The organism is Neobacillus niacini, from assembly GCF_031457145.1.
Classification (GTDB): Bacteria; Bacillota; Bacilli; order Bacillales; family Cytobacillaceae; genus Neobacillus; species Neobacillus niacini_J.
The window spans coordinates 1-18,177 of record NZ_JAVDVZ010000012.1; the positions used below are offsets into that span (position 1 = coordinate 1).

Below are 18,177 nucleotides of genomic sequence, written 5' to 3' on the forward strand. Positions count from 1 at the left end.
TGAATGCTCTTCGGTCACTCCAGGCTCCCTGCATCGACCCAAATGCTTTTTCTGAATGCTCTTCGGTCACTCCAGGCTCCCTGCATCGACCCAAATGCTTTTTCTGAATGCTCTTCGGTCACTCCAGGCTCCCTGCATCGACCCAAACGCTTTTTCTGAATGCTCTTCGGTCACTCAAGACTCCCTGCATCGACCCAAACGCTTTTTCTGAATACTCTTCGGTCACTCCAGACTCCCTGCATTGACCCAAATGCTTTTTCTGAATGCTCTTCGGTCACTCCAGACTAACATGCTTTCATAGTGACCGTTACCTCGGTTTCTCCTTCATCTCAGTCACTATAACCCCTTCATAGTGACCGTACCTCTGGTTTCTCCCCCATCTCAGTCACTATAACCCCTTCATAGTGACTGTACCTATGGTTTCTTCCCCATCTCAGTCACTATAACCCCTTCATAGTGACTGTACCACTGGTTTCTCCCCCATCTCAGTCGCTATAACCCCTTCATAGTGACAGTCCTTAATAAATCTCCATCATCTCGGGCTCTATGAAATATTGTTGATAGGGACCGCTGTGTAACATGTTTGAAAAATCTAGCAGCAACCCTACTTTTCACTAAATTTAGTTTGCGAAAATTGTTGTCTCAAAGATATAGAACCAGCAGGGATAATGCACCTTCTAAGCAAAATAATAACCGTAGTACCTTTGCAGGGGGATTACTAAACAAAGTACTTTGGCTTGTTCTTAGTATCCTATCTTATTTTTTCCTGGCGCTTTAACTAATACTATCTTCAATTTGGGTATCACCCATTTTCTCCTCATATACTTTTTCAGCAATTCTACGAATATATATCTTAATCGCTAATAAACTTGCGGCTCCAACCAATAGTGTGGAAAGATTCGGAATAAAAATCGTCCAAATGATCGAAAGCAAATAAAAGAAATAATAGCTACCGATCGATAAATAGGTTTCCTTTACAGAGATTAGCCCGCTTTTCAAAAACTCAAATTTTAATGCACGTAAATATTTGACTGATAAAATCAAAATAATTCCTATAACTCCAGTGAATATATAAATATCTTCTGCTATAAATACAGCAATACAAAAGGCGTAAAACATATAATCAAGTCTAGCAATCGCATGATTGATAGGTGTTTCATCTAATGCTTGCCCCATCTTATAAAATAATTTGACTTCCTTCATGAAATCAAATTGGTGCACTTCGACTATTTTCTTTATTTTATAGTTTAGGAGATTTGAAACTATAAAAAGAATAATGAAAATCGTTATTGGTAATACCATATTCTTTGTATAGATCATATGGCCAAAAATGAGGTATGAAATATTTCCGCAACACATAATTCCTACATTGATATTTGAGTATTTCCTTACAGCGCTAATCTTTTTATTAAAAGATAATACGATGTAAAACGTACATAAAAAAATAAATACCCCCAAAGTGAGTAAAAACAATACCAGTTTAAGAATATTGGCATCCGTTGATAGCTGTGGAATGAATAAGATAAAGAGTAATAGGCATAGATAATAAAGAATATGGAGTCTCATCAGTATTTTCATTTTTATTATCTCCCTTATTTCGAATTTTCTTATTTCTCATTTTATTGTTCCATACTTATCTTATGTCCTCAAGTATTTTTCCGAAAATATACATAAAATACAATGACTGCACGACTACCTATTGTCCTTCTGATAAACGCGAATAATTGCCAGATACAGCGAATACCCATTAAAAGGGGGAACTCGGATGAAAAAATGGATATTTCATTTGATTGTCGTTCTAAGCATTTTGCTCATGTTTATGAATTATATTATACCGGGGGTAGCGCTTCTCCTCATATCGACTTTCGCTTTTACACCTGGAAAAATGAAACCAAATGAAAGGTGGCAGCGGTTTTATCAGAGCCCGAAGATGAAAAAAACAAGGAAAGCAATTATGATTCTTATTTTTCTTAGCATTGTTGTACTGATGATTACCTACCCAAAACTAAATATTATCGTCCCGTTATTTTTTATCGTTGCTTTAATTTCGCCATCCAAAAGAGGTCCAAATACCAGCTATTATAATCATGATATATTTTAACAAAATTTAGTTGAAATTTTTTTGAATTACACTATTGCTATTATTAAAATATATTGATAATATAAAATAGCTAATTGGAAAGCTACTATTCAACCTATCTAGAGTCTTTCCAAGCAGATAATTTTGACCACTTCCTGACGGGAGTTAAGGCCATACGGACAGCCGGGTCAAATGCCGATTGGCAACTTTAGTTGCCTTATTGATTGAGTTAAAAGCTCAAATTTTATAAGTTGGTTACTTTACAACCAGTGCATATGCACAAAACTTGTGAAACGGTCAATAAGAGTGGTAAAAGTAATTATTTGCTATATAGACTCTGATCTCATTATGATATAGTTGAATATTAAAGAGCTTTCTTAGCTATGGTCCTAGGACTTTTATAGTAGACGTATGACGTTTAGTCATTCGTATGCCTTTTAATATTGATATTATATCTAAAGCAAGTGTTGTGCGCAGATGGTGCGCTTTTTACACTTGCTTTTTTTGTTGTTTACTGGGTTTTCACGGGTTATCAAACAAAAACTATTAAGTTAGGAGATAAAGAGAATGGGAAAAGCACTTATTATTGGCGCCGGCGGCGTAGCTTCAGTTGCAATTCATAAATGTGTACAAAACAGTGAAGTTTTCGAAGAAATTTGTATCGCAAGTCGTACAAAATCAAAATGTGATGATTTAAAAGCGAAACTAGATGGCGGGAAAACAAAAATTACCACGGCACAAGTGGATGCAGACAATGTGGATGAATTAATCGCCTTAATTAATGAAGTAAAACCAGATATCGTAATGAACTTAGCATTGCCATACCAAGATTTAACTATCATGGATGCGTGTCTTGCAACAAAGACACACTATATGGATACAGCAAACTATGAGCCAGAAGATACAGCTAAATTTGAATACAAATGGCAATGGGAATACAAAGAGCGCTTTGAAAAAGCTGGCATTACAGCTCTTTTAGGCAGCGGATTTGACCCAGGTGTAACAGGTGTATTCTCTGCATATGCACTAAAGCATTATTTTGATGAAATCGAATATATCGACATTCTTGACTGTAATGGCGGTGACCACGGCTATCCGTTCGCTACCAACTTTAACCCTGAAATCAATATCCGCGAAGTTTCTGCTAACGGCAGATACTGGGAAAATGGTGAATGGATTGAAACAGAGCCAATGGAAATTAAACGCGAATATAACTTCGCTGAAGTTGGCCAAAAAGACATGTACTTGCTTTACCATGAAGAACTTGAATCTCTAGCGCAAAACATCCCTGGAATTAAGCGAATCCGTTTCTTCATGACATTTGGTCAAAGCTATATTACTCACCTTAAAGCACTTGAAAATGTTGGTATGACTAGCATTGAGCCAATCGAATTTGAAGGGAAACAAATCATTCCACTTCAATTCTTGAAAGCAGTATTACCCGATCCAGCCTCCCTTGGACCACGCACAGTTGGTAAAACCAACATCGGCTGTATCTTCAAAGGGAAAAAAGACGGCGTAGACAAAACATATTATGTTTATAATATTTGTGACCACCAAGAGTGCTATCGAGAAGTTGGTTCTCAAGCTATCTCTTATACAACAGGCGTTCCTGCCATGATTGGTGCAGCGATGGTCATGACTGGCAAATGGAATAAACCAGGCGTATTTAACATTGAAGAATTTGATCCAGATCCATTCATGGAAGAATTAAATAAATGGGGACTTCCATGGGTAGAAGATTTTAATCCAGTTCTTGTAGATGCTTTGCCTGAAGAAAAAAAAATTCCGGAGCTTGTCCGATAAATGCGGTTTGAAGAACTACCAACACCGTGTTATGTAGTCGATAAAGAGCTGATTGAAAAAAATCTTAAAATCCTAAACGGTGTTATGCAGCGTACCGGAGCTAAGATTGTTTTAGCACAAAAAGCCTTTTCGATGACAACAATGTATCCCCTCATTGGAAAATATTTAAGCGGCACAACGGCAAGCGGTTTGTATGAAGCACGTCTAGGCTACGAAGAAATGGGCAAAGAAAATCATGTCTTTGCCCCTGCCTACCGTGAGGATGAAATCGACGAAATTATTTCAATTTGCGACCATATTATCTTTAATTCCTTCTCACAGTTGGAAAAATACAAAGATAAAGCACTGAAAGCTGGCAGAAAAGTAGGCTTGCGCATCAATCCTGAATGCTCCACCCAAGTGGGACATGCCATCTATGACCCTTGCTCACCAGGTTCAAGATTCGGTGTAACGCTAGAGCACTTTCGCCCAGAATTGCTGGATGGCGTTTCAGGACTGCATTTCCACACCCTTTGTCAACAAAACTCTGACGACTTAGAAACTACGCTAAATGCAGTCGAAGAAAACTTCGGCGAGTGGCTTCCGCAAATGGAATGGATTAACTTTGGCGGCGGTCACCATATTACAAGAGAAGATTACGATATTCCAAGATTAGAAGCTTGCATTAAGAGAATGCAGGAGAACTACGGATTAGAGGTATATCTTGAGCCAGGCGAAGCAATTGCTCTGAATGCTGGATATTTGATTACATCCGTACTAGATTTACATCAAAACAAGTTAGATATTGCCATTCTTGACACGTCTGCAACCTGTCATATGCCGGACGTATTGGAAATGCCTTATCGCCCACCTCTTTTTGGATCAGGTGAAGTAGGAGAAAAACCATTTACATACCGACTTGGCGGGCAAACCTGTCTGACAGGCGACGTAATTGGAGACTATTCTTTTGACCAGCCACTAAAAAGCGGTGATCGATTAGTTTTCGGAGATATGGCCATTTACACAATGGTAAAAAACACTACCTTTAACGGTATGCCGCTTCCAGCTATTGCAGTTCAGGATAAAGATGGAGATTGCCAAGTAGTACAAAAGTTTGGCTATCAAGATTTTAAAATGAGACTTGCTTAATATAAAAATCAGATTCTGAAACATGAATCTGGTTTTTATAAAAATAAATAAATCTGAATTTTTTGTTAACATGAGATGTTTGGATGGATTTTTGAAGACAGAAGGTTATAATAGAAAGAAACTGGGAAAAAGAAGATGATATTTTGTTGTTGTATAAAAGTCTAGAGTTCAAAAATCTGGCTGGACAGAAAATAAAAGTAATTGAAATCCCTGTAGTAGAAATAAACAATCCATATTACTTTACGATTCAAGTTCGTTTGCAAACCTTTATTTCTTTTATTTACAACAATCCAGATGAAAAAAGCAGCTATTCCTTTCGAGAATATTTGAAACGAAAAATAAGCTGGTCAGATTTCAGGGACTTATACAGTCTTAAAGAAATTCAAAATAATGCTTAATTTAGTGAAATTTGATTTGATAAAAAATCCAGGAGTCATGAGCTTCTGGATTTTTTATATGATATTTAATATTTCGATGCACATCAATCCGAGACGAAATACCAGAAGAGGGACAGATAAGCTGTCTCCCTCATTTTTCATTGAGCTGTTTTAAAAGGATCTTAATAGATCAGGCTTTTAATCGCAGAAAGCAAATGCACCAATAATAATTAATAAAATAAACAAAACGATGATAATGATAAAGCTTTCGCAACCTCGAGTTTGAACACACGGAGCCGCATATCCGTAATTCATTTGCGGTTGAAAACATGGAGCCGCGTATCCGTAATTCATTTGCTGCTGGGGCAGCGCATTAGCCCCCATTGTAAATTGTGGAATCATATTATCCATTGTGACACTTCCTTTCATTTGCATGGATAGCTGGTATGTCAATACATCATATAATATACAAAGAAAAGAAATTGGAGCCCGTCTAGATAAAAAAAGAACCTTGACACACTCTTTAACCAAACAAACCATCCTGCCAAGTAATGTGCAGGATGGTTTGTTTCGAGTAAGTTACTACTCTTTTGAAGTTTGTCTTCTTTTGAAAATTACTACAATTCCTCCGATTACAACAAGCATTAATCCCATTACTATAAGATTAAAATGGTTTGTCGCTGTATTAGGCAGTTCATTTCCAGTATTGTTATTCTTAGATTCGACCACTGGATTAGTAGTATTATTTTCTGAAGAAGCCACTTCAAATACTCCATATGTACTAAAATGACTTACTTCTGCCCAAATATATCCATTCTTAGAATCATTTTTAGTAGGGATGATTTTCTCAGCTTTATTGCCATTTTCGTCAATATAGTATACGACTACATTATTCCAATTTTTAACCTTTGATGGATCTACTTTGAATTTTAAAGTAATTTTATGATTTTCAAATTTATTAATCTTCGTTCCATCTTCCGCTTGGATCGAGAAGTCATAGACTGGACCGATTGCACCATTAAAGGACATTGGCTTTATTTTGACCGTTATCTTTTGATCTATACCTTTGAGTAGAGCTAAAGGCAATTCAACCTCAACATCACCTTTATTAATCTTTACTTTTGCATTTGGATGGCTGCTTAAAATATCATTGACTTTATCAGTTGTTAATTCTAAACTCAATTCCGGAAAATCAGAGTATTCAAATGCAATGTCTCCATCCTTATTAAGTAGACTCTTGTTTAACTCCTGATTATCGCTATATTTTTCCTTAACTGGTGGAAGAGTTGGTTGCGTTACCGTAATGGTAGCTGTCGCTGAGTGAACTCCATTTTTGGTTTGAACAGTAATCGTTGCACTTCCAGCAGCTATGGCCGTTACCAATCCATCTTTTGTTACGGTAGCCACTTTATCATTAGAGCTCGTCCAAGTTACTTCCTTATCCTCTGTTGTATCCGCTGGTTGAATGCCGGCATTTAATTTTACCGTTTCGCCAACTTTAAGACTTGCCTGCGTTTGGTCGAGAGTAATTTCTTCAATAAGTTTAATTGGATCAACTTGAACTTCATTTACAGAAACCGTACCACTTACTTCGTTTCCAACTAAAACAAGTGGACGACCTGTTGGACTTACATCTGCGGCAATAAATTCAAGTCCTTCTGGTGCTACATCTCCTGCAATCGCTTGGGAGAATTCCCTGCTGTTAAGATAGTTGGCAAACTGAGCACTTTGTGGATTTGAAATGTTATAGGTCATAAACCCGCCAATTCTCTCAAGTCCGACAAATGCATATACCTGGTCGCCAATCATGCCCACCTTTACATCTTCAGGCTCAGGTCCTTTTTTCGTGCTGCGTTTTTCAAATTCATCATCATCATTTGACCAGTTGAACACGTCCGGAAAACGTTGAGACGTAATCGTTTCGAACTCACTTCCACTATCATAGACAAGTTCCATGGTGTCTGCATTCCAAATAGAGAAAGAACGTCCGCCTAATGTATAAATGGCATCATTTCCACGATCCGTTAATACTTCAAGTTTATTATAATCCTTTGAATTTTTTATTTTGTCAAATGCGGCTTGTGCTTCATCCGCACTCAACCCTTTAAAAAGTTCAGTGTTTAATGTAATCGTATCTTTTACATCTTTAAAATCAGCTACATTGATAAAAGTTGGGTCTTCCTCAGGCCACTCGGTTGCATCTCCTTCATTAGCCGTAAGCAGATAATCAGTACCGCCAATGTTTACATAGGCAACAGAATCAGGCATATAGGATCCTAGAATCGGAAGTCTTTCGAGTTCGATTTTTCCATTTTTTGCAGCATCCAATTCATTTCCTGCTAAAGAATGGTCCTTATATCCAAGTGATTTTACTGATAATACTTTGCCTGCTTTGATATCAATGGTGGCAATCGCATTATTCTCTTGCAGGGTTACAAATGCTTTGTTGCCATCATTTGAAACGGCAATAAATTCAGGTTCTAAATCTCTAACAGCATCTGCTTTCGTTCCATCTTTACGAATATGCACATCGTCAGCAATAACACTTTCATCATTAAATTTTAATTGGGTTACCTTCCCAGTTTCAGCTTCAACAATCGTAACCGATCCTTCTGGGTCTGCCCCTTCAAGTCCGCCGCGAGGCTCTGCTTCATTTGCAGATAGTATGTACTTGCCATCAGTTGTGATTTTAACCATATCTGGCTGTACACCAGCATCATATGTTTTTTGAATTTCGCCATCATAATTCATCACAACAATTTTTCCGTTTTTTGTATAATCAGCTTCTTGAACAGCTGCCACGATGGTATCGTTAGAAGTATTCATTTCAATGCTTGTTAGATCTCCGTAAACGAAAGTATCTGTGTTTACTGCAGCTGCAATATTAATAGAAGTTTCTTTTTGAAGCTGTTGCACTGTTTCGGTAGATGTTAACCCTTTTAGACTAACAATATCAAGGGTTTGTCCATGGCCATTGATGACGTAAAATTTTTGGTTGTCCGAATTGTATTTAACGATTTCAGCAACGCCGCCATCTTCATTGGTTTGCCCTATGCTATATCCTGCAATTTTTTTGACCTCTAACGTATTAGAAATTCCCGTTTCCGCACTCACATTTTGAACATTAAATGGAACGCCTGTTAATAGTATACTTCCGGCTAATACCATTTTACTGAACATGTTGAGCTTAAAATGACTCTTCATTTCATTTCCCCCTGTTAGTTACTGCTGCCTTATATATAGAGCATTCTACCTATTTTGACAGCTATTACTATAGTAGCAAAGGAATTTATTGATTCCATTGAATATTTGTAAAATTACTGTAAAGATTGGTATGTTGACTCATACTTCTAATTTCTTCTTTAAAATAGCTTTTAAGCGATTCGCTTCGGATACTCGATCATGCAAATCTTCTGCCACTTCCCAAGTGAATTGTCTATTTAAAATAACACTCTTTAATTCTCTTACATTCGTGCATGGCTCATAAAGAACACTGTATACGGATCCGTATTGCATAAAATGATGGGTATCACTTCCACCAACAACAGGTTTATTAAGCGATAAGCCTAACAGCTTTACATCTCTGATATTTTCCTCAATCCCGCGAGTATGCAAATCCTTCCCGTTTAAATCGAAAGCGTCCAGTTGTTTTAACAAAGAAGAATCTAAATCCTTTAATGGCGTAGATGGACGAAAAGGATGGGCACCAATGACAAGCATTTCGTAGTTAGACCGCAGCTTCAATAGCTCAGCAAAAGGAATGAATGATCCCTCTTCTGTATAATCTACTAGCTGCTCTCTCATGGCACGCACATCTTGTAAATCTCCGATACATAAAATATGACCGACTTCTAAAATATCAACTTCCATTCCAGGGAATACCTTTAACCCGAAAATATCATAATAGCCATCTATATATGGAAAATGTGCATCTAATGTATCGTAAACCTCATGAAAATTCTTTGTATTAAAATGCTCCGTTAAGGCTAGACCGTCAAGACCAGATTGCAACGCTTTTTTAGCCATTTCTTCTATATAGGATATTGAAAAATCTGCCTTCTTTGATATTTTAGCATGGGTGTGAAAATCAAAATTCAACTAGAAGCACTCCTTTATTAAGGCTCTTTTAATAAAAAAAGAGCCTGCAAACTAAATTCGAGGAAAAAGTGATTTGGCTTTTTCCCTAAAGCGCAAAATAGCTATTTCCACGTTAAAATCGGCTTTAAGATTTTAACAACAATCTTACGAAAGTAGCCTTTATATAACATAATGTAAAGCATGGACGATAATTAAATAGAATATGGTGATCATGATAAACGCATAATCGATATAGGTTATTTTTAAATAACTCGTTTTCAACTTAATCATCTCTTTGTTCTGGGCACCGTAGCTAAAGCCCTTCGTTTCCAGCGCCTCCACGGTTGTTCTCGAGCGCTTTGCTGTGTTTAAAATAAGTGGATAAAAGGAACGAATAAAAACAATCAAGAAATAAACGATCTTTCGCCAATATAAAATGCCATTTTTAGCAGGTGCTTTGCCCCGCAAGCGATACGATAAAATTATTTGCTGAAACTCTTCTAATAAAGTTGGTAATATTCGATAACCATACGCAACACTAAAAGAAAACTGGGCAGGAAAACCCATTCTTAATAACGCATCACTGAACTTTTCTGGATTTAAGCTTGTAAAAACGGCAACACTTGCCAGCGAAATAGACCCCAGCTTAATGCTTAGCCAAAACATAGGAAGAACAGTCTCCAGATTCCCTCCGAAAAATAATGAAATGATGAAGAGAATCGCCATTTCCCCTAGTAACCCAAGTCCAAGAACTCCTAAAATAAGTGGACTTACTTTGGCTTTAAAGGTTAGAAAAACCATGAATAGTAAATAGCCCAGTAGCACCACATGACTATGAATAAACCAAGGAATAATCGCAAAATAGCTATACCAGATTAGTAGTACGCGAGGATCAAGCTTTGTTAGCAGATTTTCCTCGATCCCATAGGCTGTTCTCACCAGTTCACCTTTCACATATTCAAGCGAAAGTTTTTCATTTAAGAATTTACTAATTTCCATATTAAGCACCTTGCTGTTCCGCTTGTTTCCAGCATTCTACAAAGGAATCAATTGTCGCACAATACGGAAAGTTCAACTGATTGCACAACCTGATTAATTGAGGTGGAACCAGACCAGCCCGATTTAATATCTCTTGTTGTTTAAAAATAACCTCACTGCCATCATCTGCAATCAATTCACCATCATGCATCACCAGCATTCTGTTTGCCCATTCCGCTACAAGCTGCATATCATGCGTGGCAATAATAATGGTGTCGACATGTTTTTTTAAATTCTCGAGCATCATAACAACATTACTCTTCGTCGCCATATCTAAATTTGCTGTGGGCTCATCTAGAATAATGATAGAAGGACGCATAGCTGCACCTATCGCCAGAGAGACTCGTCGCTGTTGACCTCCGCTCAATAAACGTGCATCCTGATTCTGGTAATCTACCAAATCAAAATCCTCTAGAATTTGATCAACTAGAGACGATAAATTTCCAACCTTTCTAGCTTTTAAATAATATTCAATTTCCTTTCGAACACTATCATCGATAAACATTTCCTCTGCATTTTGAAAAACAAAGGCAAGTGTGTCGGATAGTGTTTCAGGTGTAAATTTTTTCAATGGATTTTCGGAAAGCTCCATTACACCTTCTGTTGGCTTCACAATCCCGCCTAAGACCTTTAACAAAGTAGATTTTCCTGCACCGTTATTCCCTACAAGCGCTACTTGATCTCCTTTGTAAAAAGTAGTAGAAACCTGGTGTAGAGCATCTTTTGTTTGCTTATGAAATGTTCGATAACGAACCGATACATTTCGCAAAACGAGAACAGGCACCATCTCGTTTTTGATTGGCTTTGGCAAAGTCTGAAATTCTGGTGAGTCTCCACTAAAATAATCAATTGCTTCGTCCAATGTAATGGGGTAATTATAATCGCGATTCAAGTAATGTGCTGCTAATGTAACTTGCGGCGGAAAAATTTGCTGTGTCAGTAATTCCTCAACAGACGAAAGGGCCGCGCGTACATCCTTTTTCCAACAAACTCTCCCCTGATCCATTAACACCACCTGCTTACAATACGCAGCAATAAACTCTGTATAATGTTCAATCACGATAATCGTCGTCCCATACTCTTCATTCAAGGTTTTCAGTACATCATAAATCGTCTTAGCATGCTGTGGGTCTAACTGGGCAATCGGCTCATCGATAATCAATATTTTTGGCTTCATGGCAATGGCACCCGCTAAAGCAAGTAAATGCTTCTGCCCGCCGCTTAACTGCCAGACAAATTCCTTAGCCAAATGGGAAAGCCCTGTTACCTGCAATGCCCAATTTCCACGTTCTTTAAAATCCGCAAAACCATAATTTAATGGAACAAACGAGGCATCATCTAAGACAGTTGGACGCAGTAGCTGATTTTCAAAGTCTTGATAGACATAGCCAATCGACTTCGAAAGGGTGGCGACATCGTGTTCAGAAGCAGTAAGTCCATCAATCACTACTTCTCCCTCAAATTCACCAACATAAAATTTAGGGATGAGACCATTGATGGTTTTACAAAGGGTTGATTTTCCAGAACCGTTTCCACCAATTATCGCTAAAAAATCCCCTTCTTCAACTGTTAAGTTCGCTTCATTTAGAACCTTTGTGTCATTTCCAGGATATTGAAAAGTCACATTGTGTATTTCCACGATTGGCTTAGACACTCTTATTCATATCCTCTTTTGAATTGGAATCTTTCCCTTTTTTCAATAGATATAAAATAATGGCAACGGAGCATACGGCCGCAACACCAATAATCATCCAGATAAAGGAAGCTCCGTATGTTTCAACAAATTCTGGCTCCCATACGCCTACTTCAAAATCAGATTCTGCTAACGCTTCTGCAAAGAAGGCAACCACCGTTAATACAATACTAATCAAGACAAATTTTGGTGTAAGAATATCCTTTAAAGGAATATTCACCTTGGTGCTTCTTGGCTTCATGCCTAATAAAGGTTCAATTTTTCCATATAAACGAGGAACTAAGTAAAGCGTTGGCAGTAAAGCGAATAAGGTACCAGAGAAAATGAGATCGGTTAAAAATTCAGCACCTTCTACGACAAATATACTTTCTGCTAACCCAGGAACAGCCTCAAAGTCTTCAACCCCAACCACTACTTTGACAATATCAACAATTGTACTTAAAACGAGGAATATACCATAACCAGCAATCGCACCCATCGCTATCTGCGATTTTTTTTGCGGATTACGAACCATCAGTCCTCCGATCACCATACCAAGTGAAAATAAAATGAACTTCTCGACTTCACCAATTCCACCAAACTGCCCTAACATTAACTCGCCAAAAATCAATTCGCCAGTTGCGGCACCAATGGCAGCATACAATGGATGGAATAGCATACATAACGCTAACGGAATAAAGGCAAAAGCATCAATCTGTAATTCTATGGGCCCCACATGGACGGATGGCACAAGCTCGGTAAACATATTACTTAACCCGTAAAGACACATAGACAAAATAAATACCATCATTTTTTGAGATTGCGTTAATTCATATCGCTTTGTTGACATCATTTTTTCCCCCTCAATCCTTTATTACCATTTATTGTAGAGGTGGAATGTAAAGGGGGTATTAAGAAATAATGAGAAAATTGTAAAAAAAATTTATTTTTATAATTTATGAAAAATTATTTTCATTTTGTGATAAATTACATGGGGGAGGTTAAAACTGCTTAAATACACCTATCAGAAACTACAAAATATTTTAAAACCTTTCTAAAGAGATTGCCCTTCTTCCAATAAAACCCTATAATTAACACAGAACCCTTGTTCTAATTAAAAGGAGTGGATGGTATGAAGGTTACAAAAATCTGCTTAATAAGTGATAAGAATGCAGTAGAACTCGAAAAATTAAATCGATTAATGGCTGTTTTTTGTGCTGCATTGCGTTATTCTTTTAATCGCTTAATAGAGGGTGAACAGTCAGGCAAATTAATTAAAAAGGTAAATGCCCTCTTTCGTTTGAATAAGAGATATGCTGAAGATGCTGTGATGCAAGCACAAGCCATTATTTCAAGTCAAAAAAAACTCTTACCATTAAGAATCAAAGAAGTCCAAGGGAAAATAAAAAAGACATCCGTGAAGATAGAGGATTATCAGACAGGTAAGAAAAGACCGAAAAAAGTTTCACTTGAAGTATGTTTAAAAGGTTTGAGGGCCCGCTTAGAAAAACTTCAATTGAGGGAATCTATTTTATTAAAACATCAAGAAGATCAAACTATTCCTACTGTCATCTTTGGTGGAAAAAGGAATTTTTATAATCGTTTGAAGGGTACTCTTTCGAGAGAGGAATGGAAGGATTTACGTTCTAATACGCTTTATTCTCGCGGCGACAAGTCCAAAAGGGGGAATTTAAATACCCGAATCGTGTTTGATGACAAGAAGCAACAGTTTTATTTAGAAGTGGGGAATCCACTGCTCATTGAGGAGAGGGAAATAAGTCCAAGATTACGATTCAAACTCCAAGTTCCAGACAACTATTTCAATGAAATGGTTGCGGTAGTATTACCCAATAAAGTTGGCGTTACCTCAAAGAATAAACCTCTCGAAGAATATAAGCCTTATTCCATTGAGTTAAACCGCAAAAATAGGAAGGTTTATGTCCACATCACCTATGATGAGGATGTCCATGGTTCTATTCTGAACTGGAATGAAAAGATTCAGTCCGATATTGTGGCAGGGATTGATGTGAATGTTGATCGTGTTTCGGTTTCTATTTTAACAAAGCAAGGAAACTTATTGGAGTCTAAAACCTTTTATTGTCATGAAATGGAATATGTAAAAAGCAATCGCAGATCTAATATTTCAGGAGAACTAGCAAAAAACATCGTTCAGTATCTTTTATACTGGAACGTCGGGGCAATGGTCTTAGAAGATATCAAATTAAAACAAGACCATGACACGAATAAACCCTTTAATCGCCGTGTCCATTCGTTTGCTAAAACAAAAATACAAAAGGCACTTATCTCTAGAGGTTTAAGGTATGGATTTAAGATAAAAAAGGTAAATCCCGCTTATACTTCTGTCATCGGACGATTTAAATTTAGTAAAAAATATGGCCTATCTGTTCACGAAGCAGCTTCTTTTGTCATAGGGAGAAGAGGTCTTGGTTTGGATGAAAAAATAACGCAAGAACTCTTAAATCATTTACGTACGATGGTAAAGCCTAAATTGATTTCCATTCTTGGGTCAATGGAAGAATCCGAGAAGGAGTCAAAAGAAGGGAAGCAAAGAAGAAAGTATATTGGGATGTTGTTGAAAAATATTGAAACATTCAAAGAAAACCATAGTTGGAAATTATGGAATGTGATTCATAAAACATTCATGATGAAGAACCAGGAATTACAATTCAAGGAGGTGTAAACTTGGTACTAAAGTCCATTCTTTGCGGCAGGCTGACCAATGGTAGGAATGGTCTGTTGCAAATCGCCGGCTCTAACAGAGCACCGCGGGGTGTCTTGAACAGCAGGTTCATGACAAGGGTCCAAATCCCTTCCTGATGGAATGACGTGAGAATCGTCACGGTATGTCTCTTTTCTTGGTTCGGAGGCGAAATGTAGGTTTTTATAGATTTTAGTAACCAGGGATGAAAATGAAGTGGGATGTTACAAAACTAACTCCTAGCCAAAAAAGAATAGCAGACTTCATCGAAAAAAGTGGGGAACATATTTTATATTTTTCTGAAACGGAATTAGCACAGAAACTGCATGTGAGTAATGCGACCATATCTCGTTTTTGGAAACAGATTGGCTACGACAATTTCAAAGCATTTAAAACAGCAATAAAAGAAAATGAACAGATTTCACCAGAAAGTAAATTGAAAAACTCCTTACTACAAATCCAACATCAGCAGCTTCCCATTCACGAACATTTACTAACCATGACGCAGAATCAGTTTGTTAATACGCTGGAAGCACTGGATCGTGAGCAATTTGAACAAGCGATTACCTTAATGATGAATTGTAGAAAAATTTATATACATGCACCTAGTTCTGCAGAAGGGATAGCGGTGTTAATGAAACACCGTCTTGCACGTTTTGGGCTGGAAATCGAACTGTTACCAAAAAGCGGGCATGATTTGTTTGAGTCTCTCATGCATTTCCAAAAAGAAGATGTTGTATTTATGTTCGGATTTGTTGAGATGAGTCGAGAGGCAGCTGTGCTGTTGGATTATGCAAAAAAAGTGAAGTATAAGACAATTATTGTGACAGACTTGCTGATTTCAGATTTTCATGAGGAGGGAGATTATATTTTCTATACAAATCGAGGAGAGTTGTGGGAATTCCACTCGATGATTGCACCTACCTTTTTAGTAGAAACCTTTATTCTCGGCATTGGCCAGAATCTTGAACAGCAATCACTCGAGAATTTACAAAAACTGAGTGAATTACGAAAAATGTATAAAGACCAATTACCAAGGCTGCCGTAGTTGTTTTTTACGTAGCAAAATTAAGGGACAACAGGCAGTTCCTTTATCACATTACTGTATTTCTTCCTTGTCCGAAGTTGACACGACCTTGCTTTTTTGGCTCTTCTTTGTCCGAAGTTTGCACGACTTCGGACATAATCTTGCTTGTTTAGTGTTACTCTATCCAAAGTTGCTCAGCTTCGATCAATCCTCACCCTTATAGCTTTGCCATTTCAAAAGTTGAACCGATATTTTAAACTAACTCTATTTATGGTAGGGTTCACCTTATTTCTTTGGTAAGTCACTCTAAAAAGTTAGTATCACATTAAAGATGAGTACAACTGATATCCCATATAAATAGCCATAACCCAAATAATAATTGCTGAAACTTGGTTTAAACGTTTTAGGAACTGACCATTTCTATCAATTTGACCAATCTTTCTTCCTAAAATTGCCAATAAAAAGAACCAGATCCAAGATACCACTATACAAGCCAAGGTAAACACCCATTTTTCATATCCTGTATAAACCAATGAACTCGTACCAATAACTCCTATTGTATCCATAATAGCATGAGGATTAAGTAAGGACACTGATGCAGCAAATGTAACCTGACGCCGCGCTGAAAATCGATTTTCCTCTTGCTTAGTGCTTACTTCAGGCGTGTTTTTCCACATAACCCATCCCATGTATGCTAGGAAAAAGAAACCTACTAAAAATAACAAGATTTTTAACCCTTCAAAACTAAAAACAATAATTGATACTCCGGCTACGGCCAAATAAATCAATATTGTATCACAAACTCCTGCTGTTATTATTGCAGGCAAAGCATTGGTGAATTTTTTATGCGTAGCACCTTGATTAAATACAAATACATTTTGAACTCCTAAAGGTAAGATTAAACCAAATGCCAATAGTATTCCATGAAATAATGGTTCCACTATGATTCCCCCTACTCCTTATTAGAATAGCGAAGGATGTCAGGAGTTTCTACTATAAAGCTATTTGATTTAGCCCTTCGAGAAGAAGTTTTATCCTCCTCTATTGAGTAACCACCAGAGTAATAAGCGGAGATTTTCCGGTTAATTTTAGAATGGAGCCCGTTTCGGGGTAAATAAGCGGAGGTTTTCCGCTTATGCAAAGCTAAATTGCCTATTTTCCCGTTTTTCGAGTCAATAGGCGGAATTTCTCCGTCTATTAGGGTTATTTTCAATGATATATACAAATTAGTCGGAATTTTTCCGTCTATTTTTTAGATTGGGTGTTAAACCTGTTCCTATCATTTCTATTTCATTATTAATTCTAAAACCTTACCCGCACACAATTACTTCCCGAGTAAATGCACCTTTTTTCGCAACCGCTCGATCTACAATAACAAATCCAGCACGATTTAAAATCTCATCAATCGGTTCAACTGTTACCACTACGACTCTATCAGCAAACCTCCGCGCACTTTGGAGCATTTCGAGCTGTCCTTCTGGTGATATAACTGAGCACAAGTTGTAGGGTAAATCAATTATTGCTACGTCATAATGTTTGGTAATTTCACGCATGTCTTTAAACTTCACTTCACCCTTAAGCCCAAAGTGTGCGATATTCTCTCTTGTTCCAGCAAGAATTTGAGGGTTATTGTCGCCACCTACGATATCAATTCCCATGGACAACGCCTCCACAAGAACAGTCCCAATTCCACAGCAAGGATCAATCGCCTTGACACCGCTTGGATCAGGAATAGCAATATTCACTACTGCCCTTGCCACACGTGTGCTAAGCGCAGTGGAGTATTGATGTGGCTTCTGTTGATGTCGAAACCAAATAGATTCAGCCTTCACATAATCACCAAAAACCCATCTTCCGTTTACATGCATAATCGCAAACAATCGCTGTGGGTTACGAATATCGGCGACTCCCTTTATTTGTAATCCAACTTCTCGTTCCATCGCACGCCGTTCCTCGAATGATTCCTCACCATTTTTCACAAACACCACTCTAAACGTTTCTCCGGTTACCTCAAAACCACCGACTTTTTCGAGAAGCTCTTGAAGGCTTTCTCCCTCAAAAATCACCGCAATTCTCTCCTTAATAAACGGACTTCGACTAGGATCAATTTTTATAGGACTTTCTAAAACATTCGTTTCCGACTCAACTCCAAACAAGGAGCGCATTTCCAAAGCGCGCAATGACCGTTCATCTTCATAACCTGTGTATGTATAGATATTGGTATCCAATTTGTTCTCATCCTTTAAAATCATG

At 37.5% G+C, this 18,177-nt stretch carries 16 protein-coding genes; 6 read left to right on the plus strand and 10 right to left on the minus strand.

Annotation, left to right across the window (positions count from 1 at the left end):
• Positions 1–774: 774 nt before the first annotated feature.
• The gene (locus tag J2Y03_RS21990) at positions 775–1,578 is read right to left on the minus strand and encodes a hypothetical protein (protein WP_310198325.1); all 804 of its coding nucleotides are present in this window, start codon (positions 1,576–1,578) and stop codon (positions 775–777) included.
• A gap of 187 nt (positions 1,579–1,765) precedes the next feature.
• Between J2Y03_RS21990 and J2Y03_RS21995 the strand changes: the two genes are divergently transcribed.
• From J2Y03_RS21995 to J2Y03_RS22010, 4 genes are all read left to right on the plus strand, one after another.
• On the plus strand, positions 1,766–2,101 hold the full coding sequence (locus tag J2Y03_RS21995; protein WP_310198328.1) for a hypothetical protein: 336 nt from the start codon (positions 1,766–1,768) through the stop codon (positions 2,099–2,101).
• Between the two features lie 546 nt (positions 2,102–2,647).
• Positions 2,648–3,886, plus strand: a complete 1,239-nt coding sequence (locus J2Y03_RS22000) for a saccharopine dehydrogenase family protein (RefSeq protein ID WP_132096423.1) — start codon at positions 2,648–2,650, stop codon at positions 3,884–3,886.
• Positions 3,887–5,014 carry a carboxynorspermidine decarboxylase gene (gene nspC, locus J2Y03_RS22005; RefSeq protein WP_132096421.1) on the plus strand — a complete coding sequence of 376 codons (1,128 nt, stop codon included), beginning with the start codon at positions 3,887–3,889 and terminating at the stop codon, positions 5,012–5,014.
• Between the two features lie 146 nt (positions 5,015–5,160).
• Positions 5,161–5,412 (plus strand): DUF2535 family protein, encoded by a 252-nt coding sequence (locus tag J2Y03_RS22010; protein ID WP_310198670.1) that lies wholly within the window; start codon positions 5,161–5,163, stop codon positions 5,410–5,412.
• A 177-nt stretch (positions 5,413–5,589) separates the two neighbouring features.
• On the opposite strand, the gene J2Y03_RS22015 is transcribed toward J2Y03_RS22010, so the two are convergent.
• From J2Y03_RS22015 to J2Y03_RS22040, 6 genes are all read right to left on the minus strand, one after another.
• Complete coding sequence (locus J2Y03_RS22015; RefSeq protein ID WP_310198333.1) at positions 5,590–5,844, minus strand: YjcZ family sporulation protein; 255 nt, start codon at positions 5,842–5,844, stop codon at positions 5,590–5,592.
• A 129-nt stretch (positions 5,845–5,973) separates the two neighbouring features.
• Positions 5,974–8,595 (minus strand): choice-of-anchor I family protein, encoded by a 2,622-nt coding sequence (locus J2Y03_RS22020; RefSeq protein ID WP_310198335.1) that lies wholly within the window; start codon positions 8,593–8,595, stop codon positions 5,974–5,976.
• A 138-nt stretch (positions 8,596–8,733) separates the two neighbouring features.
• Positions 8,734–9,489, minus strand: coding sequence for a PHP domain-containing protein (locus J2Y03_RS22025; RefSeq protein WP_310198338.1), 756 nt, complete (start codon positions 9,487–9,489; stop codon positions 8,734–8,736).
• Between the two features lie 159 nt (positions 9,490–9,648).
• A complete protein-coding gene (locus tag J2Y03_RS22030; protein WP_310198340.1) occupies positions 9,649–10,467 on the minus strand; it encodes an energy-coupling factor transporter transmembrane component T family protein in 819 nt (272 codons plus the stop codon).
• A 1-nt stretch (position 10,468) separates the two neighbouring features.
• The gene (locus J2Y03_RS22035; protein WP_310198343.1) at positions 10,469–12,160 is read right to left on the minus strand and encodes an ABC transporter ATP-binding protein; all 1,692 of its coding nucleotides are present in this window, start codon (positions 12,158–12,160) and stop codon (positions 10,469–10,471) included.
• Positions 12,153–13,028 (minus strand): cell division protein FtsQ, encoded by an 876-nt coding sequence (locus tag J2Y03_RS22040; protein ID WP_310198346.1) that lies wholly within the window; start codon positions 13,026–13,028, stop codon positions 12,153–12,155. The genes J2Y03_RS22035 and J2Y03_RS22040 overlap by 8 nt, the downstream gene beginning before the upstream one ends.
• 282 nt (positions 13,029–13,310) lie before the next feature.
• Here J2Y03_RS22040 and J2Y03_RS22045 point away from each other — a divergent pair, with 282 nt between their 5' ends.
• Positions 13,311–14,879 (plus strand): IS200/IS605 family accessory protein TnpB-related protein, encoded by a 1,569-nt coding sequence (locus J2Y03_RS22045; RefSeq protein WP_310198348.1) that lies wholly within the window; start codon positions 13,311–13,313, stop codon positions 14,877–14,879.
• A 229-nt stretch (positions 14,880–15,108) separates the two neighbouring features.
• Complete coding sequence (locus tag J2Y03_RS22050; protein ID WP_310198352.1) at positions 15,109–15,945, plus strand: MurR/RpiR family transcriptional regulator; 837 nt, start codon at positions 15,109–15,111, stop codon at positions 15,943–15,945.
• A gap of 20 nt (positions 15,946–15,965) precedes the next feature.
• Here J2Y03_RS22050 and J2Y03_RS22055 read toward each other — a convergent pair whose 3' ends face one another.
• The 3 genes from J2Y03_RS22055 to J2Y03_RS22065 form a co-directional block, all read right to left on the minus strand.
• Positions 15,966–16,112: a hypothetical protein gene (locus J2Y03_RS22055; RefSeq protein WP_310198355.1), complete on the minus strand. Its 147-nt coding sequence runs from the start codon at positions 16,110–16,112 to the stop codon at positions 15,966–15,968.
• Between the two features lie 132 nt (positions 16,113–16,244).
• Complete coding sequence (locus J2Y03_RS22060) at positions 16,245–16,865, minus strand: LysE/ArgO family amino acid transporter (RefSeq protein ID WP_310198359.1); 621 nt, start codon at positions 16,863–16,865, stop codon at positions 16,245–16,247.
• 369 nt (positions 16,866–17,234) lie between these two features.
• Complete coding sequence (locus J2Y03_RS22065) at positions 17,235–18,176, minus strand: TRM11 family SAM-dependent methyltransferase (protein WP_310198360.1); 942 nt, start codon at positions 18,174–18,176, stop codon at positions 17,235–17,237.
• Between the last annotated feature and the right edge of the window lies 1 nt (position 18,177).